Genomic DNA, 19,335 nt, shown 5'->3' with positions numbered 1-19,335 from the left:
TCGTCAATGCTCATTCTGCGAACCTTCTCCCGCATCGAGGCGGATCTTCTGCAGTTCCTCTGTAAAGGCAGTCATCGCCTTCCGGATCCTCTCAAAACGTCTGTCAGATGCCTTCCGCAGGACATAAGAGAAGTAAGGCTTTGCCCCCGCCTTGAAGAAGAGGCGGTTCCGGAACTGCTCTTGCTCCAGAATTCCCGGAATCTTCGCGGCATTGATCCCGGCCTGCGGGTAAAGAGTGATCCGGACCTCATCTCTGGTCTGCTTGATCTCGGAGATATAAGCCCTGTGCGCCTCTGCCTTCAGGAGCGCCACACTCACAAGATTCATGACGGACTCCGGCGGTTCTCCGTAACGGTCCAGAAGCTCACTGATCATCTCATCCGCCTCCTCATGCGTCTCAATCCCTGCGATTCTCTTATAGATATCCAGCTTCTGTCCCTCCTCCGGGATATAGCTCTCCGGGATAAAGGCATCCACGGACAAATCAATCGTCGTCTCGAAGTCCGCCTCTTCTCTTCCGCCCTTTGCCTCACGGACAGCCTCATTGAGCATTTTGCAGTACAGATCGTAGCCGACCGACTCCATATGGCCGGACTGCTCAGCTCCCAGAAGATTTCCGGCGCCGCGGATCTCCAGATCCCGCATGGCGATCTTCACGCCGCTTCCGAGCTCTGTGAACTCACGGATCGCGTGAAGCCGCTTCTCCGCATCCTCCCTGAGCATCTTGTTCCTGCGATACATCAGAAACGCATAGGCGTTGCGGTTTGACCTTCCGACCCTCCCGCGAAGCTGATACAGCTGCGAAAGTCCCAGCCGGTCCGCGTCGCAGACGATCAGTGTGTTGACATTTGAGATATCCATTCCGGTCTCAATGATCGTCGTGGACACCAGCACGTCAATATCGCCGTTGATGAACTGATACATGATTTTTTCCAGCTCATTCTCCTTCATCTTCCCGTGCGCATAGGCCACAGAGGCATCCGGCACCAGTTCCTGAATCCTTGCCGCCATATCCGCGATCCCGTTTACGCGGTTGTAGACAAAAAATACCTGACCGTCTCTGGCAAGTTCCCGGCTGATCGCCTCCCTCACCAGTTCCTCGTCATATTCCATCACGTAGGTCTGGATCGGCATGCGGTCCAGCGGCGGCTCCTCCAGAACACTCATGTCCCGGATGCCGATCAGGCTCATATGGAGCGTCCTCGGTATCGGCGTCGCCGTCAGGGTAAGCACATCCACGTTCCGCTTCATCTGCTTGATTTTTTCCTTATGGGTCACACCGAACCGCTGCTCCTCATCAACGATCAGCAGTCCGAGATCCTTGAAGGTGATATCCTTCGACAGCACGCGGTGGGTTCCGATCAGAATGTCCACCATTCCCTTGCGAACCGCCTCAATGGTCTTCTTCTGCTGGGCATTTGTCCGGAAACGGCTCAGCATATCGATCCGGACAGGAAAATCCTTCATCCTCTGGGTAAAGGTATTAAAATGCTGCTGCGCAAGTATTGTCGTCGGACACAGGAGAACGACCTGCTTGTTCTCCTGCACAGCCTTGAAGGCGGCGCGGATCGCGATCTCGGTCTTCCCGTAGCCGACATCGCCGCAGATCAGGCGGTCCATGGCCTTGCTGCTCTCCATATCCCGCTTCGTGTCCTCGATTGCCTGAAGCTGATCCTCCGTCTCTTCAAACGGGAACATCTCCTCAAACTCTCTCTGCCACTCCGTGTCCGGTCCGTACTGATACCCCTCCGTTCTCTCACGGGAGGCATACAGAGCCACCAGCTCCTTCGCGATATTTTTTACCGCGCCCCGGACCCTGCTCCTGGTCTTTGACCATTCCCTGCCTCCGAGCGTATTGATTTTGGCTTTTCTTCCGCTTCCGGCTTCTCCTCCGGAATACTTCTGCAGGGAGTCCAGCTGCGTGGCGAGCACGTAAAGATTGCTTCCGCCCGCATATTCGATCTTGATATAATCCTTCGCGACACGGTCGACAACCACCTTCTCGATCCCCCGGTAAATGCCGAGACCGTGGTTCTCGTGCACCACATAATCTCCAACGGTGAGATCCGCAAAGCTCCGGATCTTCCCGGCGCCGCTGCTGTCGGCTTTTTTTCTCCGCTTCCTGCGTTTTTCCGCTCCAAAGATATCCGACTCCGTGATGAGCACAAACTTCTGCAGCGGATATTCAAATCCCTTGCCGATATTTCCCCTGGTGACCATGATCTCGTCCGCGGAGATCTCCCGGTCCGCATCCTCACTGAAAAAAGCCGGTAGCCCTTCTTCCACGAGATTCTCCGCAAGTCTTTTTCCTCTCGTCCTCGAAGCGGACAGCAGCACCGCCCGATAATGATTTTTCCGGTAATTCTTCAGATCATTGACCAGCATCGGAAACTGGTTGTTGTAGGAGCTGACCGACCGCACGGTGACCGAGACCCGTTCCCCGATCTCCAGAGGAAGGTGATGCTGTTCCATCAGTGACAGAATCACACAGCTCTTCCGGCTGAGATTATAGCCCAGCTGCTCTTCCGTCAGCATGCGGTTCGCCTCAAGACTGGTTATCCGCCCCTCCTCGATCCGGTGCTTCATCGCCTCCTGATACTCACTGACAATCGCCCCGGCGTTCTCAAACAGTCTCGCTGGCTCATCCAGGAAAAAAACGCTTCCCTCGGGGAAGTAGTCGATGAAGGTATCCGTCAGTCTCCGGTAAAATGCTCTCGCCTTCTCCGCCCGCTGACCGGCTCCGCCGCTTTCCTCGCGAAGCGCATCATCGTCCCGTCCGATTTCCTCGATGGCCGGATATATCGTGATCTCCTCCAGGTTGCTGTCGATGGATCTCTGTGTCTCCGCGTCAAAGCTGCGGATCGAATCCACCTGGTTGTCCCACAGCTCAATCCGCCACGGATCCTCTTCCGTCAGCGGAAAGACATCAATGATATCTCCACGGACAGCGAACTGCCCGGACGCCTCCGTCTGGCCGACTCTCTCATATCCCATCTCCGCAAGCCTGCGGCTCAGCTCCTGAATGTCAATCTCACTGTCGCTCCGGATCGTCACGGCAGCTTTTCGGAGCACGTCAAGAGGCAGAAGATAGTCCATGCATCCCCCTGTCGAGGTAATCACCGTGACATTCTTCTGCTCAATCAGCGCTTTTATCACCTGCATCCTCTGTTTTGTCAGCAGGTTTCCCGATACATCCGCCTGGTAGAAAATCAGGTCTCTTCTCGGAAAATACATGACATCCGGATTGAAGAGTCTGAAATCCTCGTACAGCGCCCTTGCCTTCAGCTCATTCTCCGCAATCAGCAGAGCAGCCGGCCTTCCCTCGGCGAGCCCCGCGGCAATATGCGCCTTCTGAGAATCCAGACAGCCGGAAATCTCAATTGCTTTGCCGTCGGATCCGATCTTCTTCTTCAGATCCTCGAAACCGGCCATCATCTCCAGCGGCTGTTTCAATGCCTCAATCATACTGTTCTTCTCTTTCTCTTTTCTCCATTCGTACGTTCTGTCACCCGGCAACGATACTGCAGGCGCTGCGATCCTATGGATCGCAATGACGGCTGTATCCTTCTGCTCCATCAGGCGGCGATACTGCAGGCGGTGCGATCATATGAATCGCAATGTCGGCTGTATCCTTCTGCTCCATCAGGCGGCGATACTGCAGGCGCTGCGATTCTATGAATCGAAATGACAGCTGTAACTTTCTGTTCCCGGCAGCGATACATCCGCCCGGGCTGTACGATACATGTCTCAGCCGTTATACACGTTAAATCTCCTCCGCCTTCCTGCGGTTCTGATTGTATTTCCCCATGGCCTTGTCAATATCACCCTGCAGAATCATCTCGACCGCATCCGCGGCATCCCGGATCGACGCATCAACCGTCTCTCTCACCGCTCCGGGAAACGGAGCCAGAACGTAATCCGCCAGATCCCAGTGCTCCGGCTTTGCGCCGATCCCCACACGGATTCGCGCGAACCGGTCGGTTCCGAGACACTGAATGATATTCTTCATACCATTATGGCCCCCGGCGCTCCCCTTCTTCCGGATTCGAAGCTGACCGGGCTCCAGATCGATGTCATCATATATGACGATCAGCTGTGTCTCCGGATCAATTTTGTAGTAATGCACATACTCCTGTATGGCCTCACCGGACAGATTCATATAGGTAAGAGGCTTGATCAGGATTGCCCTTTCTCCGCCAATCACGGCCTTGCCGTACATCGCTTTCATCGAAAGCCCTGACGACGGCACATTATAACGGTCCGCCAGCTCGGTGATGACGTCAAAACCCATGTTGTGCTTCGTACCGTCATATTTTCTTCCCGGATTTCCCAGTCCTGCTATCAGATACATAATTTTCTCCCCGAATTTCCCAGCCCTGCTGTCAGATACATGATTTTCTCGCCGAATTTCCCAGCCCTGCTGTCAGATACATAATTTTCTCGCCGAATATCCCAGTCCTGCTGTCAGATACATAATTTTCTCGCCGAATATCCCAGTCCTGCTGTCAGATACATAATTTTCTCGCCGAATTTCCCAGCCCTGCTGTCAGATACATGATTTTCTCTCTGTTTCTTCACAATACAGACACAGCCGGCAACCCGCCAGAAGCGGGTCCCCGGTTCATATCTGTAAGCTGTTCTTTTTCGTCGGATCACACAGACAGCTGAGAGCTCATGTCAATGCTCTTCCTATGCTGCCAATGACTCCACAGCCTTGATCAAAATACACCATCCCGGCTGCCGGCTGCTCCGCGGCTTTCTGTTAATTGAAATACACCGTCTCGACTGCCGGCGGCTCCGCGGCCTTGATCGTGATCGCCTGGAATACCGGCTCCTCTTCCTGCGCCATCGGTACGAACTTATAATCGACTCTCGCCGTCAGCTGCACCCAGCTTCCCTCGGTCAGCTTCGCGGCGTTCTTACTGTGACACAGATAGCCGATGTACTGCATATCCGCCGCGCAGCACGTCATCGCCGTGCGCGCCGGCATGAAGAAGTCCGCTCCGGCCTCCCGGCTCTTCAGCACCATGCCCTTGAAGCGTACTTTTTTCCCCTTATAGCGATCCGGATTATCCTGAAGATCCACGAAGAAAATTCCGTAATCCACATCATCAATATCGATAATATCCTGATCCAGATCATAGGGAACCGAATCTTCAAAGATATCCACCGGCTGTCCGTCCACATCCAGGAACTGCACATCACAGCCCGGATTCACTACCTTAAAGCTCCGGCGGAAATTGGAGAGCGGCATATCTCTCTTGCAGCGATTGAACAGCACCATATCCGCCTGCCGGCTCATCTCCGCGAACAGAGACTTCATGTTGGTCTGATAGACCTGGAAGGTAGACGCATCCACTGTCACGATCTGCTGCACAATGCCCCATCCCCTGGGAAGCCGCATCTGCCAGAGCTTGTCCACGCTCCACAGCGGGTTGAATTCGATAATCACACGTTCCGGGCTGTATTTTCTCTGAAACGCCCGAAGGTTCTCATAGCTGAACTGCTCTTGTTCATCGATCGTCTCGATCACTGTATTGTACTTCAGCAGTTCCTTTTCATCGTATTCCTCTTCCCCTTCCTCTGTATTGATCAGAAGGGTCGGCCCGTCGATCTGGAAATAATCCTGGGCAATCGTAAAATTCAGGAAAGATGTTTTTCCACTTTCCAGAAATCCCGTGATCAGATAAATCGGGACTTCGATTTCATTCTCATCCATAGTTTTAACTTTCTATACTATATGTATGTATCACAAAGCTCCATCTGTTTTCGTATCTCCATATCGGCTGCCAGATCCGGGTGCAATCACATTTTGTCTGTCTGATCCGGGTGCAATCCTAAATTGCCTCCCTGATCCGCGTGCGATCCTATATTGCCTGTGCCCAATCCGGGTACAACCCAATATTGCCTGCCCGATCCGGGTACAACCCAATATTGCCTGCCCGATAAGGAAAAACTGAGTTTGTTTCGGCATTCACCCACGTCCATGCGCCGCTTCGCATACTTTGGACACGGATCAGAGCTTGAAGAGCTCCTTCAGCTTGTCTTCCTTCAGATCGGATCCGATCACGCACAGCCGGCCGGTATACTCCGGTGCGCCCTCGCGGACGTCTGCTTCTTCCGGAACCATGTCAAAATAAATCCACTTTCCGTCGGTTCCCTCTACCATGCCCTTTGCACGCAGAATTGTTCCATAGGTATTGTCCGCGGAAAGAGCCTTAAGAATACTGCTGATCTCATCGCTGGTGTACTTCCGGATCGTCTCCTGCCCCCAGCTGGTGAAGACCTCATCCGCATCGTGATGATGATGGTGGTGATGGCCGCATCCGCAGTGATCATGATGGTGCTCATGACCCTCCTCATCATGATCATGATGGTGATCACAGTGGTCATGCTCATCCCCGTCGTGATCGCCATGATGGTGCCCGCAGTGGTCATGCTCATCCCCGTCGTGATCGTGATGATGATGCTCGTGCTCCTCTTCGTCCTCGTCATCATCCTCAACGAGCGAGAGATCAATCTTCACGCCCTCCATGGTATCCAGAACCTTTTTGCCGCTGAGCTGCTCTACCGGTGTGGTGATGACCGTTGCCTTCGGATTCAGCTCACGGATCAGCGCCAGCGCTTCCTCAACCTTCGCGTCTGTCGCCTTCGGTGTATCCATACGGCTCAGGATGATCGTGCCGGCAGCCTCGACCTGATTCTTGAAGAACTCGCCAAAGTTCTTCAGATACATCTTTGCCTTTGTGACATCGACAACCGTCGTTGCGCTGTTCAGCTCAAGATCCGCGGCGCCGGCATTCTTCTCGACTGCACGGATGACATCCGAAAGCTTCCCGACACCGGAGGGCTCGATGATCACGCGGTCCGGATGATACTTGTCAACGACCTCCTTCAGCGCGACGCCGAAATCGCCGACCAGGGAGCAGCAGATGCATCCGGAATTCATCTCCTTGATTTCAATGCCCGCGTCCTTCAGGAAACCGCCGTCGATTCCGATTTCACCGAACTCGTTCTCAATCAGAACCACCTGCTGTCCCTTCAGGGCATCCGCAAGAAGCTTCTTGATCAGCGTAGTCTTGCCTGCACCCAAAAAACCTGAAATAATATCTATCTTTGCCATATAAAATCACTCTCCTGTTCTGTGAACCGCCGCTGTGAGCGGCTGATTAGGTTGTGCACTATTCTATTGCGTAGCTTTACCATTATACTGCAATCCGTAGAAATGTCAAATTACAATTGGTTTCGCCTCTCATCACTCCTTCAGCTTTCGTTCGAGCATTTCCGGATTTGTCGCACAGTCAAGCGCGGTCTGCCTGGTGATTTTTCCGGCCTCATACAGCGAAAAAAGGCTGTTGTCCATGGAGACCATCTCCTCCGTCGCGGAACCGTAGATGACGCCGTTGATCTGATAGATCTTGTTGTCCCGGATCATATTCCGGATCGCGGGATTGACCGTCATGATCTCAAAGGCCGGAATTCTGCCGCCGTCCACGGACGGAACGAGCTGCTGTGAAATGACGGTCATCAGAACGGTGGACAGCTGCACCGCGATCTGCCTCTGCTGATTAGCGGGGAAGACATCGATGATCCGGTTGATCGTATTGGCCGCCCCCATGGTATGCAGCGTGGAAAAAATAAGATGTCCGGTCTCGGCAGCGGTCATCGCGACGGAAATCGTCTCGTAATCCCGCATCTCACCGAGCAGAATAACGTCGGGGCTCTGCCGGAGCGACGCCCGAAGCGCCGTCAGATAGCTGTTCGAATCCGAGCGGATCTCTCTCTGGCTCACAATGCTGTTCTTGTGCCTGTGAAGGTATTCGATCGGATCCTCCAGTGTGATAATATGCGCGTTTCTCTGCATGTTGATGGCATCTATGATACAGGCAAGCGTCGTTGTCTTCCCGCTTCCCGCAGGGCCTGTGACCAGCACCATCCCCCGTCTCTCCGCTCCTGTGCGGATCACACTTTCCGGTATTCCAAGTCTGGCAGGATCCGGCAGCTCAAAAGCCACGATCCGGATAACCGCCGAATAAGATCCTCTCTGCTTATAGGCACTCACCCGGAATCGGGAAAGTCCCGAGATATGGAAAGAAAAATCATCGTCTCCACCCTTTTTCAAGGGCGTCCGGTCGCGGTTTTCCGCCAGCTCATAGATCCCGATCAACAGCTGCCTTGTGTCATCCGCCGTCAGTTTTGTATCTGAAACGCTCTGAATCTCACCGTCTTTTCGTATCGTGAGAGTTGCTCCGGCAACGATAAAGATATCCGATGCGTGCATCTCTACTCCCTTTTTTAAAATTTCTGTGATGTCCATCTCTCTGCTTGTCCTCCGATACTTCTCCGTCTTGTCCGAGTGCATTCTGTATGCTGATGCTCCGTTCATTCTTCCATCCGGATAATTTACCGGTTCATCATACCCTGCACTTTCATCCGTTCACGATTGTCGCCGGTCGCCTTTGCAATTGTGATATAAGTTCATCATGCCCGGCTGCTCTCATCCATTTAAGATACGCCCGGTGTCATCACGGGAATCGTTGTCTCGGGCTCCCACTCACCCGTTGAAATCACTTTCCATTCCACGATCCGGTAGCCGCTCTCTGCACCTTCTCCCGTCCTGTTCTCCGTTACGTTTTCCGAGGAAGCCCCCGCTCCGTTCTCTATATTATCCTTCGCTCCGTTCTCCGTGTTTTCCCCCGTATTTTCGCTTTCAGCCTCCACAACAACCGAAAGAACGCTTTCGCTGTCAACCTCAATCTGGAAGGCCACCTTCTCAGGCATCTTCTTCCCGCTTTCTTCCGCGCTCTTCCACTCTTCGTCCAGCTCCGCGATCCGATCCTCTGCCTTGTTGGATGCGGCATAATACGCAGACTGATGCTCTGCGGTCTTCTGGCTGATCTTATACTCATTTCTCGCCGTAAGCAGGGAAAGCACCGCAAAGGAAAAGATACACAGCGCGAGAAAGCAGACAAACAGGAGCGACATGCCCAGGGGAAAGGGAAATGTTATGCCCTCTTCCGTTCGTTTTTTTCTAAAATAAGGAACATTCATGACGTCTCCCCTTCCCAGGTATCCGGGATAACACTCCTTATCGCAAGATCATACACGGAATCTCCTGTATTCTGCCCTTTCCGATCCACCGGGTAAAAATGCATGTCCGCATGAACCATGCCGTTTTCCGTATGGATATCGGCTGTCAGCTGATAAGACGCTCTTTTCTCCGTCTGCTTCAGCTGAGAATCATACGGAATGACAAGGGATACGCCAGGTTCCTCTGCCTGATCTTTCCTTGCCTGTTCTTCCTCTGCCTGATCTTTCCCTGCCTGTTCTTCCTCTGTCTGATCGGAAAACTCCGCCTCGGGAAAAGCCTCACGGATCAGTTTCTCTGCTTCTTCCATGCTCCCTGCACTGCTGATCAGTTCCGCCAGATTTGCCTCCGCCCGGGAGGCAAGATTCAGCTCCTGCGAAGAACGGTTCATCCGATGGGCTTTGGAAAAAATCAACAGACAGATCGCGGCGACCACAAAGAATATCAAAATTGAAATCATCAGTTCGATCAGGAACAAAAACGATTCCCGTTTTTTCATGAAGCAATCCCCTCACCTTCTGATTCTGACACCGGTTTCTGAGCTCCTGCTTCCGGTTCTGGATCCTCTTCCTCCGTCTCGCCCGAGGCGGCAGAGCGTACATATACATAGGTATCCGCCCGCTCTCCCTTGCTGTCAAGGCAATCAAAATACAGAAGTCCCGGCTTTCGTTCCTCCGGCTTGAAACTCTTAACTTCCAGAATCGGCTCTCCCGCATCCAGCTGCCACCCGGTCTCCTCTGTCACGGTCAGTTCCCGCACACTGTCATCGTATTCATAAATGAGAGTCTCATATCTGGTGCCAGAATCCGCACTTTCAATCACCAGGACCGGTATTCCGTCTGTCTCCCGGATGCTGACATTGCCTCCGGCGTCGCTATGATGAATCTTTTCTGTGATATAGGTAAGCAATGTGCGTGACGAAAAATCATCGGATGATTTTCTCACCGTTGATTCATACTCCCGCGCGCCGAACAGAAGGACCAGAATCGCGCTTCCGGCGAAAAAAAACGCCAGCAATACAGCAGCGAAGGCTCCGATCAACGAAGCCTCTGATTTTCTGTTTCCCCGAAACCGGTTCATGATATCACCTCCGGAACATTCTGCAGTATCCTGTTGCTCTCAACTGCCGTACATCTCATTCTGCTGTCCCACACTCCTGCGCCTTACTGCACTTACTCCTGCACCGTACTATGCCTTACTCCTGCGCCTCACTCCTTACCGTCTTTCCGGATGACGGTAACGACCGGGCGGATGTTGGAGCCTGTCACCTGATAGTCCACATAAAACATCTTCTCATTGTAGATAAGACCGTAATTCTGCTTCAGATACGACAAACTCTCCGGGTACCTCCCCTCCATCGAATAACAGGCTGTAATGTCATTCTCGAGAGCCTGCCGCAGATTCTTTTCCTGACGGTTTACGTCACCGACAGAAATCAGATGAATCCCGATGCCAAAGGCCACAATCACCAGAACTGCCGCGACGAGCCGCACATAGGCATGATTTCGGCTGTGTCTCTTTCTTGCAAAACGCGCCATCGATCAATCCCCTCCTATTTGATATTGATGAAGTCCGTCTGTTCCCGTATTCTTTGCAGCACTGCGGTTTACAGGGAGGTCATCACACACACTGGCCTACTCGGTACTTGCCACCGGCGGTTTTACAGAGAGGTCATTACAGGGAGGTCATCACACCCAGCAGCGGGAGCATGACACTCAGCAGAATTCCGCCCGTCAGCACAGAAAGAATGATGATCAGAATCGGCTCGATCGATGAGATAAAACGGTTGAGCCGCTCCTGCGTCTGCTGTCTGTAAAATCCGGAAATCTCGCCGAGAACCTGATCCAGAGAGCCGGACTTTTCTCCCAGAATCGCCATTCTGGCGTACATCCCGGAAAAGACCTCATGATCCTTCAGACTCTGCGCCATGGACATTCCCGCATCCATATCCCTGCGAACCGCCGATAGCTTGTTCCGGTAGTTCTTTTCCGAGATCAGGTCAATCGCCATATCCATCCCCTCCTCCGGAGTCAGCCCGCTTGAAAGTGTCATCGACATCACCCGGGAAAAACGATAGGCGTCCATCTCTTCGTATCCCTTCCGGGCAGCCTTGAAATGCCTGCCGAAATTGTGCCAGAACGTCCGGCCCTCCTCCGTCAGCCTGCTAACAAAAATCACCAGCACAAGCGATCCGACAATCAACAGAACAGAAATGGAATAGGTCCGGATCATATCTCCGATCTCCTTGAGCACAAGCGGAAATCCGGTCAGCTCTGTTCCCAGCTCCCGGTACACCTGCTCAAAGACCGGTATCACCCTCACCACAAGAGCAATGATAATGGCAAGCATGACACAGGTGAGAATCAGCGGGTAGAGCATGGCGTCCGAGGATTCTCTGCGCATCTCTTCCTCATTTTCATAATATTCCTCAAGAGCAGCCATCACCGTATCCAGATTTCCGGTTCTCTCGCCGATCCGGACCAGCCGGACCATGTAAGACGGAAAGACTCCGGTCTTCTTCATCGCCGGTGCCAGCGATCCGGGAAAATCAGACTCATCCAGGATCTGCTTCAGAATCTCACGCTCCTCCGGGTCCTCCGCATTATCATACATCAGAGTGATCCCCTCAATTCCGGAAAGACCGGATTTCAGGACAAGCGCCATCTGGCCGGCAAAGGCGGCCGCTTCCAGATTCGAAAGATGCCGGATCCTCCGTGCTCCGCCCGGCTTTTTCCGACCGAACACACTGCGGTGCGCCTTTCTGCGATCTGTGCTCTCCGCGCCGTGGTTCACCCTGCCCAGTTCCTTTTTTGCTTCTTCTCCGTTCATCTCAATCACTCTCCCTTCGGGCTGATTACTCGGGACCGCTCAGTACACGTATTTCTCCGTGTAATTAGATCCGTCTCCCACGTATTTTTTGACTTCTTTCTCATCATTATTGGCGCCCAGCGTCGGATCCATCAGGGTCCATTTTTTTCCGTCAAAAAAAATAATGTGATCCACCCAGCCCCGTTTCTCCAGATAGACACTTACCCAGGCGTGGTAGGCTTTTCCGGAATAACCCGTCACCAGCTTCGTCGGCACCTTCTCGCACCTCAGAAGCGCCGTCATCAGAGACGCATAGTCAAAGCAGATTCCCTTCCCGGAACTCAGCGTCTCGTCCGGCTCCGGGATATAGTTCACAGGTGTACTCTCCGCCAGCTGCTCATCATAAGAAATATTGGAAATCACATAATTATAGACGTTCTGCACATACTCCAGATCAGACTTTGCCTCCCCCGCAAGCTTCTCTCCCAGCTTCACGACATCGCTCGAGGCGGAATAGTCCACGTACTGACTGGGGTACAGAAACGGCTGAAATTCATCCAGAAGTTTAACTGTAAAATCCTGCGACAGACCGACCGCATACTGGTCACCGGAAACATTCTCCAGCACCTTTATGGAATAATCTCCGTTCCCGCAGGTCAGAGGCAGCGCTTCAAACTCTCCGCCCTCCTTCAGCGGATACGGGTACATCTCTCCGTTCGGATTGGTGATCTGAATCTGAATACTTTTGTCATTCGTATCCTTGATCATCAGATAGCCGTTATCTGTATGAGACAGATCCAGTACTATGCTCCCGTCCTCATTCTGAAAGGTCTTCGTTCCATCCGCGCGAGTAACCAGAAGATCTTCTGAGGAAGCCAGCGGCTGCCAGGAATATCCGCCGGACGAAGCGTCCGCCGATTCCTCCGCTGCGTTGCCGCTCCCCGGACTTCCCGGCTTTCCTCCGCATCCGGAAAGGAGCAGCGCAAATGACAGAAAAAGAAGCCGGAAGGCAGTCTTGCGTCTTGCCGGCAGCTTAACGTATCTGTTCTCGTGCATCTGCATGAGCATATGCGCTTTTCCCTCCTTTCCGGTTCTTTTCCTTTGCCCCAGGGCTTATAAACTGTACTGTACCACAAGAGCTCCGGTATATCCGCAATCAAGTCCGGTTTCTGCTCCTCGTGGCCTGTAAACTGTACTGTACTCTACGCGCCGAACAGCCTGCCCTTGATCGCAGCTCCGACAATCGCCTTGAAAGATCTTGAATCCACGGAATGTTCCCGGTTGTCCCCCATCACGAAATAGCTGTCTTCCGGCACCTGATACGGGTAAGTCACCTCGCCCTCTTCCGTCTCTGTGCTTCCATGCGCGTAGGCTGACTCGTTCAGCGCCTTGCCATTTACCAGAACCTCGCCATTCTTAAGATCGACGGTGTCCCCTCCCACGGCAATCACTCTCTTGATCAGCAGCTCTCCGTCCGGAAGGCGGAAGCAGATGATATCCCCGGGCTGATAGCTGTGTTCCAGGCGGTTGTACCAGACGGTCTGGCCATTATGAAACGTCGGGTCCATAGAATTTCCGGAAACTCTCGCGACTCCGATCACCAGCCGGAACAACAAAGCAATTCCTATCGCAAAAAGCACCAAGTACTGAATCAGAATCTGAAGTCTCCGCTTCCAGGTTCCATATCTTCCCGCTGTATTCTTTTTCAGGTTCTTCTCCCTTGCATGATCCTTCAAAACGTTTCCTTCTCCATCATATATCTTTAACTACTCCGCCCAACTGAAGCAGGATGGGATTCCCATGGTTCAGCCTTGCAGCTTCACCATTAATCTGTCGCGCTGCAGTTCCGCTGCGAACTTTAAATCACACCACGGCTACGGATTTAAAATAAGCCGCAGTACATTTCCGGTCCGATCCGGAATGGAAACCTCGATTTTCTCCGAAGGATACGCAAAAGCAACTGCTCCCGTGCTTTCCTCCCACGACACCGGCTCTATTGTTCTGCCCTTCTCGTCGCTTCCGTTGATTCTGTCATAATCGATGCCGCTTTCGTCCGTCAGGAACAGCGTCACCGCATCCCTGCCATCTGTTTTGCGTCTCACCAGCTCCGGCGGCTTCGTATCCTTCGTGTCGACCAGCATAGACGTGCTGACACGCCGGCGATTTTCCCCCGTAACCGTAATCTTCATGCTGCCATTCCGTGTCGGCCGGACGGTATAGACCGATGCGCCCTCCTGATAGACCGGCATCTGGTCCCCGCCAATCTCCGCTGTCACGGAATAGATCTCCAGAATCGAAGAGACATGTAAGGTATATACCGGCCTTCCCGCCTCATCGGCATTCGATGTTTTCTCCATTGTCATATTCGGACGTATCAGTAGCAACGGCAGGAGAATGATTATTGCCGCCATGATCCATACGACCAGGATCATCAGCCGGCTTCGCTGTCTCCGGTAGCCCATATAAATGTCCAGGTTCTGAAGCGGCACCGTGTTCTGCTCCATTCCAAGCGTATCCAGAATATTATACAGCATCTGTTCCGCCGTATCATCATCCAGTACCGCCATTGCGCCTCGATTTTTATCTGCGTCTCCCGTATGCCACACAGCAGATTCTCTCTTCTCTGCTGATTCTCCCATCTGCCCTGGATCGGATTCTATTTTCTCTTCCGCGTCCTTCTTCTGCCCCGGAGCGGATTCTATTTTCTCTTCCGCGTCCTTCTTCTGTCCCGGAGCAGACTCTCTCTTCTCTGCTGCATCACCATTATACCGCAGGATCTTGTCACATACACCATCCGTAATCTCCAGCAGCCACCGGAGCATCGGAATGTCCGCAGGCTTTTCCGTTTCTCCGGCATGCAGATAGGTCTCTGTCACTGCATCCTGCGTCAGATAAATATCCGCCAGCCTCCGGTATGCATGCTCATAAACCTTTCTGCATGTCACATCGTAAATCGCCGCAAACGCATTGGCGTCGCCCTCACGCCACTCATCGATCAATTCTCGGATATATTCGGGGTCATGCCTTCTCACTTATGCTCCTCACCCACTCTCCTGTCCGCAAGGGAAATCAGGTCTGTAACCTCCCTGACCTCTCCACCCTCATGAAATGCGATGCCATACTCAAACTTCATCGGAGGATTGCTGCTGTCCGCATTGTTCGCGTCTACCTTGTCACGAATTCGTTCCAGAAAATGGCTGATCATTTCCTCCGATCCATTTTCAAACATCGCCACGAACTTATTGCCGCCGTTTCTGCCCACGAAGCAGTGACCGACAGACGCCATTTTCAAAATCAGGGAAAAACGTCGAATGGCTGCGTTCCCTTCCTGCCTGCCATACTTCTCATTGATCTCCCGGATATTGGACAGAGTAAGCACCACACATCCAAAGTTCGAAGGAAGCGGCAGGTTGTCATATTTATCAATCAGCTTGTCTATGCTGTACCGGTTCCCGATCTTCGTCATCTGATCTGAGCTGAGATTTCGAAGCAGCTTCGCATACGCCTCTTCTTCTCTCGCATAAAAGCTGAAATCCAGAAAGATAAAAAAGAAAGACAGCGCCAGTGACAGCCATAACAGAAGACTGACTACCCGCACATTTCTGCCATTGTCCGCCACTACCGCAAGAATAACCACCGCCGCCAGAATGCCGAAGACAAGCAGCTGAATGGTCTTCACAAGATTCATTTTCTTCATATGGACGAAATCCTCCCATTCCGGTGGATCTTCCGCTGGGTAAAAGTATCCCACTCTGGCGGAACTTCCGCCGGGTAAAAGTATCCCACTCTGGCGGATCTTCCGCTGGGTAAAAGCATCCCGCACTGGCGGATCTTCCACCACGAAGTACCACACCTTGCATTTTATCATGAATTGCCATGATTCAGTTAATAAGAATTACCATGATGATAGTCAAAATGAAATGCCGTCATATAAGAAGACTGGCGTACCCGCGCCTTGTGAAGCGTGTACGCCAGTCTCTCTATGATCCCCTGTGCCTGCTCTCTTGCATCCATTCAAACTCAGGGGCTGTGTCCCTGCCTGAACGGCAGGAGCACAGCAAATCTGTTTTCATTGCAAATCAGCTCTTATGAGCCCTCTGGTCACGTCTTCTGAAGTACAGGACAATCAGCACTGCACCTGCTGCCGCAAACAGAAGAATGTACATTGCAAGATTCGAAACATCTCCTGTCTTCACGGCCTTTGCATTCGTCACATAGACCACCTTGTCCTTGCCCTGAATCACCTTCTCGTACTTAACGGTCTTCTGCATTCTGGTCTTCTTTGTCTGATATTCTACCGGCACATCGATCATGTCCAGAGTATTATCGCTTACCCACTTATCGATTGCTTCCTGATCAGCCACAAGATTACCATTTTCATCAAGCTTGTAGATCGTGATGCTGCTGTCATATTTGTTGATCCTGAACAGAATATCATCTGCAAGCTGATAACCATCCGGCGCAGATACCTCGTGCAAGATGTAGTACGTGTCTACATTCATCGACTTGGTCTGTGCTTCGTCAAACCATCTTGCGAAGGTTTCCGGACCATCCGTCGTTGTCCAGTCAGCCATTACTCTTCCGGTTGCCTTTTCAATGATCTGCAGTCTAGCGCCCTTCAGGTACTTTCCGGAAGTATCCAGCTTTGCAATGTTCAGTCTGGATACCTGGTCGGATACGCCTGCCGCAGTTACCAGATAATTGCTGTTCAGTGAACTGTTGTCCGCAGACGGCTCCACAATACCGAATTTCGAGAAGCTGTCCGATGTGAAGCTTGCCTGAAGCAATTTATCCGAATTTGCAGCAATGGATCCTGCAACCGCCTGAACCTCCGTTCCGTCGGATTTTTCCTTCAGATGAACGATCTTCAGTGCCTTCGCATCCGTGCCCTCCGGCAGCGCCAGGCTGTCCTTGTACTGAATCGTAACGGTAACATCACCGAACTTCGGCTCTGCTACCTTGCCATTCTTATCCACAAATTCAACATTGTAGTAAACAACATTGCTTGCGATCTTTCCGCAGGCGATCTCTACCTTGTTCTGTGCATCCTTCAGCTCACTTCCGGTAAGAGGCTCCACCTTCATCGTGGTTCCTGCCTCAAATGCTCCGTCAGCAGCCTGTGCCGTCGCGGTGATCTTTGAATCGGAGTATGTCAGAGCTCCTGCCGTGTCAAGTGTTGTCTTCGCAGACGTATGCTGAACAAGAAGATTCTCTGCATTCTGAGATGTAATGTCACCGATGGTAACCGGTGTCTGTCCGTCTTCGCTGAACAGAGCGATCTCACCATTTCCGGTATATCTTACCTGGAACTTCTGTCCGATGTACGGATCAACCTCATGGCCTTCCGGTGCCGCAATCTCCTTGAAGTAGTAGATATGCGTATTTCCATCTGTGCTCGGCTGAATCTTACCGAAGTACATGTATCCATTCTCATCGGATACCTGAGATTCGATCAGGATATCATTGCCTCCCTTTACAACCTCGTACAGGCCATAGGTAGCACCCGGCAGCGGATCATAAGGAGCTGTCCTTGATCTCTTCTGTACTCTCAGAACAATCGGTCTTACTGTATTCGTCAATACTGCATGAGAGCTGCTGGTCACGTTACCCTCGGCGTCATATTCGATCGCATCGCTGTCATACGCGACAGAAGCATCGCTTCCCTGGATCTCGCGAACCGTGTAGCCCTTCTCATCGTATTCCACATCTGTGAAGAAGATCTCGCCCGCCGCATTATTCGCAGCTGTCCTGTAAACCTTCTCCGGATCACTGTTTCTGTAGAGCGCGAACATAAATTCGCCATTTGTCAGCGTTCCGCCGTTCAGAACCTTATTCGCATAAACGGTAACCGGCTTATGAATAAACTTGTTCGTCAAATCAACCAGTGTGCCGTTCACATCAGCTGTCACAACCTGATCGTTGTTCAAAGCCTTATAGAATTCATCGTTCTCTTCCTCATGAACGGTGTAGCTCTTTCCTGCTTCAAGCTGATCAAACGTTCCCTGCCAGTTGTTCACATCCGAAAGCTCCAGCTTCTGAACCGTAGCTCCAGTATTCGTATCAATCAGATCAATTACTACCGTAGACGGACGGTAACTCTCATTGCCTGCGTCGTCCCAGTCCTTTCTGACTGTAACTTTCGCGAACTGTTTGTTGTCGAAAGCGGTTACTGTCGCTTTGTTTGCTACCAGCTTACCCGTTCCATCGTCTGTTACCGTGATAGTAACAGTTCTTTCTTCATCCGAATACTTGATTCCATCAATTATTTCTCCGGCATTCTGTTCTACAATTCTGTACTCATGCGTACCGACGGATGTATATCTCAAGTTGCTGAATACATAGTTCCCCTCCGAATCGTTTGTCGCGGTATCAATTACTTTCTTACCTTCGATCAGATTGAACCGGAACTGGCCTGCCTTCACCTTTACAGTGCCGCCATTAATTGTCTTGCTGCCATTGATTATAGCTGAAGCGGCTTTTGCTTCATACTTGTTGGTGAAATCAAGTCCAACGCCTTCCGCATTGACATTCCTGTAAGCTTTACCATCTTTCGTTGCAGATATTGTTGCTTTCAGCTCACCCTTTCTGTTATCCGTTACATTTACGGTTACTTCATATGTTGTAGAATCGTAGGTAATTCCTGCGTTGTCGCCGACAGCCTCAGTAACCTTGTATACATGCTGTCCAGGGACCTCGTAAATAATCTTCTTGAATCTGTATTGTCCGGAACCTTCAACTGTTGCCGTATCCTGATAGTCACCATTCTCCTCATTCAGTTTAAACGTGAATACAGGATTCTGTATACCCGTCGGATAGTTCTCTAATACTTTGGTTCCACCCAACGTTACGCTTGTGCTCGATGAACTATACGTATTCGTAAAGCTGATGGGTTCACTGCCCTTCGATACGAATGCTTCCAGTTTGCCCTTTCCGTTATCTGTAACGCTGACATGGACTTTCTTTTGGTTCTTATCAACCGTTATCCCGTCGCCGTCTTTGCTTGTCTCCTTAACCAGATAGTAATATTCACCGGCCTTGTTATAGCTGATATGGTCGAATGTGATCGTGCTGCCCTTGCTGCTGCCATTTGCAACTAAAGCACCAGTCGTATCATATGCTTCATTTGATGCATATACCGCATATGTGAACTGATCATTGTCCGTAAGCGTGCGGCCTGTCATCGCCTTCGTTCCCGTAAGGTCAATCCCGCCCGTTGCGCTGTACGCATTTGTAAAGCTGATTGGCTCACTGCCTTGCGATACAGATGCCTCCAAGTTCCCCTTTCCGTCATCCGTTACGCTGACATGGACTTTCTTTACGTTCTTGTCAATGGTTATGCCATTGCCGTCTTTACTTGTCTCCTTAACCAGATAGTAATATTCACCGGCCTTGTTATAGCTGATATGGTCGAATGTGATCGTGCTGCCCTTGCTGCTGCC

15 protein-coding genes are annotated in these 19,335 nt (G+C 51.7%); all 15 read right to left on the bottom strand.

Annotated features, from left to right (window positions below; translation table 11 throughout):
* Window positions 1-3 precede the first annotated feature (3 nt).
* A complete protein-coding gene (mfd, locus tag ACTNDI_RS08005) occupies window positions 4-3,465 on the bottom strand; it encodes a transcription-repair coupling factor (protein WP_441100439.1) in 3,462 nt (1,153 codons plus the stop codon).
* Window positions 3,466-3,763: 298 nt separating this feature from the next.
* Window positions 3,764-4,351 carry an aminoacyl-tRNA hydrolase gene (gene pth, locus ACTNDI_RS08000; RefSeq protein ID WP_441100438.1) on the bottom strand — a complete coding sequence of 196 codons (588 nt, stop codon included), beginning with the start codon at window positions 4,349-4,351 and terminating at the stop codon, window positions 3,764-3,766.
* A gap of 411 nt (window positions 4,352-4,762) precedes the next feature.
* Window positions 4,763-5,719, bottom strand: a complete 957-nt coding sequence (locus ACTNDI_RS07995; RefSeq protein WP_441100437.1) for a TIGR03943 family putative permease subunit — start codon at window positions 5,717-5,719, stop codon at window positions 4,763-4,765.
* 297 nt (window positions 5,720-6,016) lie between these two features.
* Window positions 6,017-7,123, bottom strand: coding sequence for a CobW family GTP-binding protein (locus tag ACTNDI_RS07990; RefSeq protein ID WP_441100436.1), 1,107 nt, complete (start codon window positions 7,121-7,123; stop codon window positions 6,017-6,019).
* 132 nt (window positions 7,124-7,255) lie between these two features.
* The gene (locus tag ACTNDI_RS07985) at window positions 7,256-8,317 is read right to left on the bottom strand and encodes a type IV pilus twitching motility protein PilT (RefSeq protein WP_441100435.1); all 1,062 of its coding nucleotides are present in this window, start codon (window positions 8,315-8,317) and stop codon (window positions 7,256-7,258) included.
* 188 nt (window positions 8,318-8,505) lie between these two features.
* A complete protein-coding gene (locus tag ACTNDI_RS07980; protein WP_441100434.1) occupies window positions 8,506-9,051 on the bottom strand; it encodes a hypothetical protein in 546 nt (181 codons plus the stop codon).
* Window positions 9,048-9,587: a hypothetical protein gene (locus tag ACTNDI_RS07975; RefSeq protein WP_441100433.1), complete on the bottom strand. Its 540-nt coding sequence runs from the start codon at window positions 9,585-9,587 to the stop codon at window positions 9,048-9,050. The genes ACTNDI_RS07980 and ACTNDI_RS07975 overlap by 4 nt, the downstream gene beginning before the upstream one ends.
* A complete protein-coding gene (locus ACTNDI_RS07970) occupies window positions 9,584-10,168 on the bottom strand; it encodes a DUF4860 domain-containing protein (RefSeq protein ID WP_441100432.1) in 585 nt (194 codons plus the stop codon). The genes ACTNDI_RS07975 and ACTNDI_RS07970 overlap by 4 nt, the downstream gene beginning before the upstream one ends.
* Window positions 10,169-10,296: 128 nt before the next feature.
* Complete coding sequence (locus tag ACTNDI_RS07965) at window positions 10,297-10,626, bottom strand: hypothetical protein (RefSeq protein ID WP_441100431.1); 330 nt, start codon at window positions 10,624-10,626, stop codon at window positions 10,297-10,299.
* Between the two features lie 136 nt (window positions 10,627-10,762).
* Window positions 10,763-11,917 (bottom strand): type II secretion system F family protein, encoded by a 1,155-nt coding sequence (locus ACTNDI_RS07960; protein ID WP_441100430.1) that lies wholly within the window; start codon window positions 11,915-11,917, stop codon window positions 10,763-10,765.
* Between the two features lie 39 nt (window positions 11,918-11,956).
* Entirely contained in the window at window positions 11,957-12,964 is a 1,008-nt protein-coding gene (locus ACTNDI_RS07955; RefSeq protein WP_441100429.1) for a transglutaminase-like domain-containing protein, read from the bottom strand.
* Between the two features lie 134 nt (window positions 12,965-13,098).
* Window positions 13,099-13,632, bottom strand: a complete 534-nt coding sequence (gene lepB / locus ACTNDI_RS07950; protein WP_441100428.1) for a signal peptidase I — start codon at window positions 13,630-13,632, stop codon at window positions 13,099-13,101.
* Window positions 13,633-13,770: 138 nt separating this feature from the next.
* Window positions 13,771-14,928, bottom strand: a complete 1,158-nt coding sequence (locus ACTNDI_RS07945; protein ID WP_441100427.1) for a hypothetical protein — start codon at window positions 14,926-14,928, stop codon at window positions 13,771-13,773.
* Complete coding sequence (locus ACTNDI_RS07940) at window positions 14,925-15,593, bottom strand: diguanylate cyclase domain-containing protein (protein WP_441100425.1); 669 nt, start codon at window positions 15,591-15,593, stop codon at window positions 14,925-14,927. The genes ACTNDI_RS07945 and ACTNDI_RS07940 overlap by 4 nt, the downstream gene beginning before the upstream one ends.
* Before the next feature lie 382 nt (window positions 15,594-15,975).
* The coding region (locus ACTNDI_RS07935) for a Spy0128 family protein (protein ID WP_441100424.1) at window positions 15,976-19,335 on the bottom strand (3,360 nt) is incomplete at its 5' end.

Source organism: Bilifractor sp. HCP3S3_D3, from assembly GCF_052063915.1.
Lineage (GTDB): Bacteria > Bacillota > Clostridia > Lachnospirales > Lachnospiraceae > Bilifractor.
This window is presented reverse-complemented; position numbering and strand designations above follow the sequence as displayed.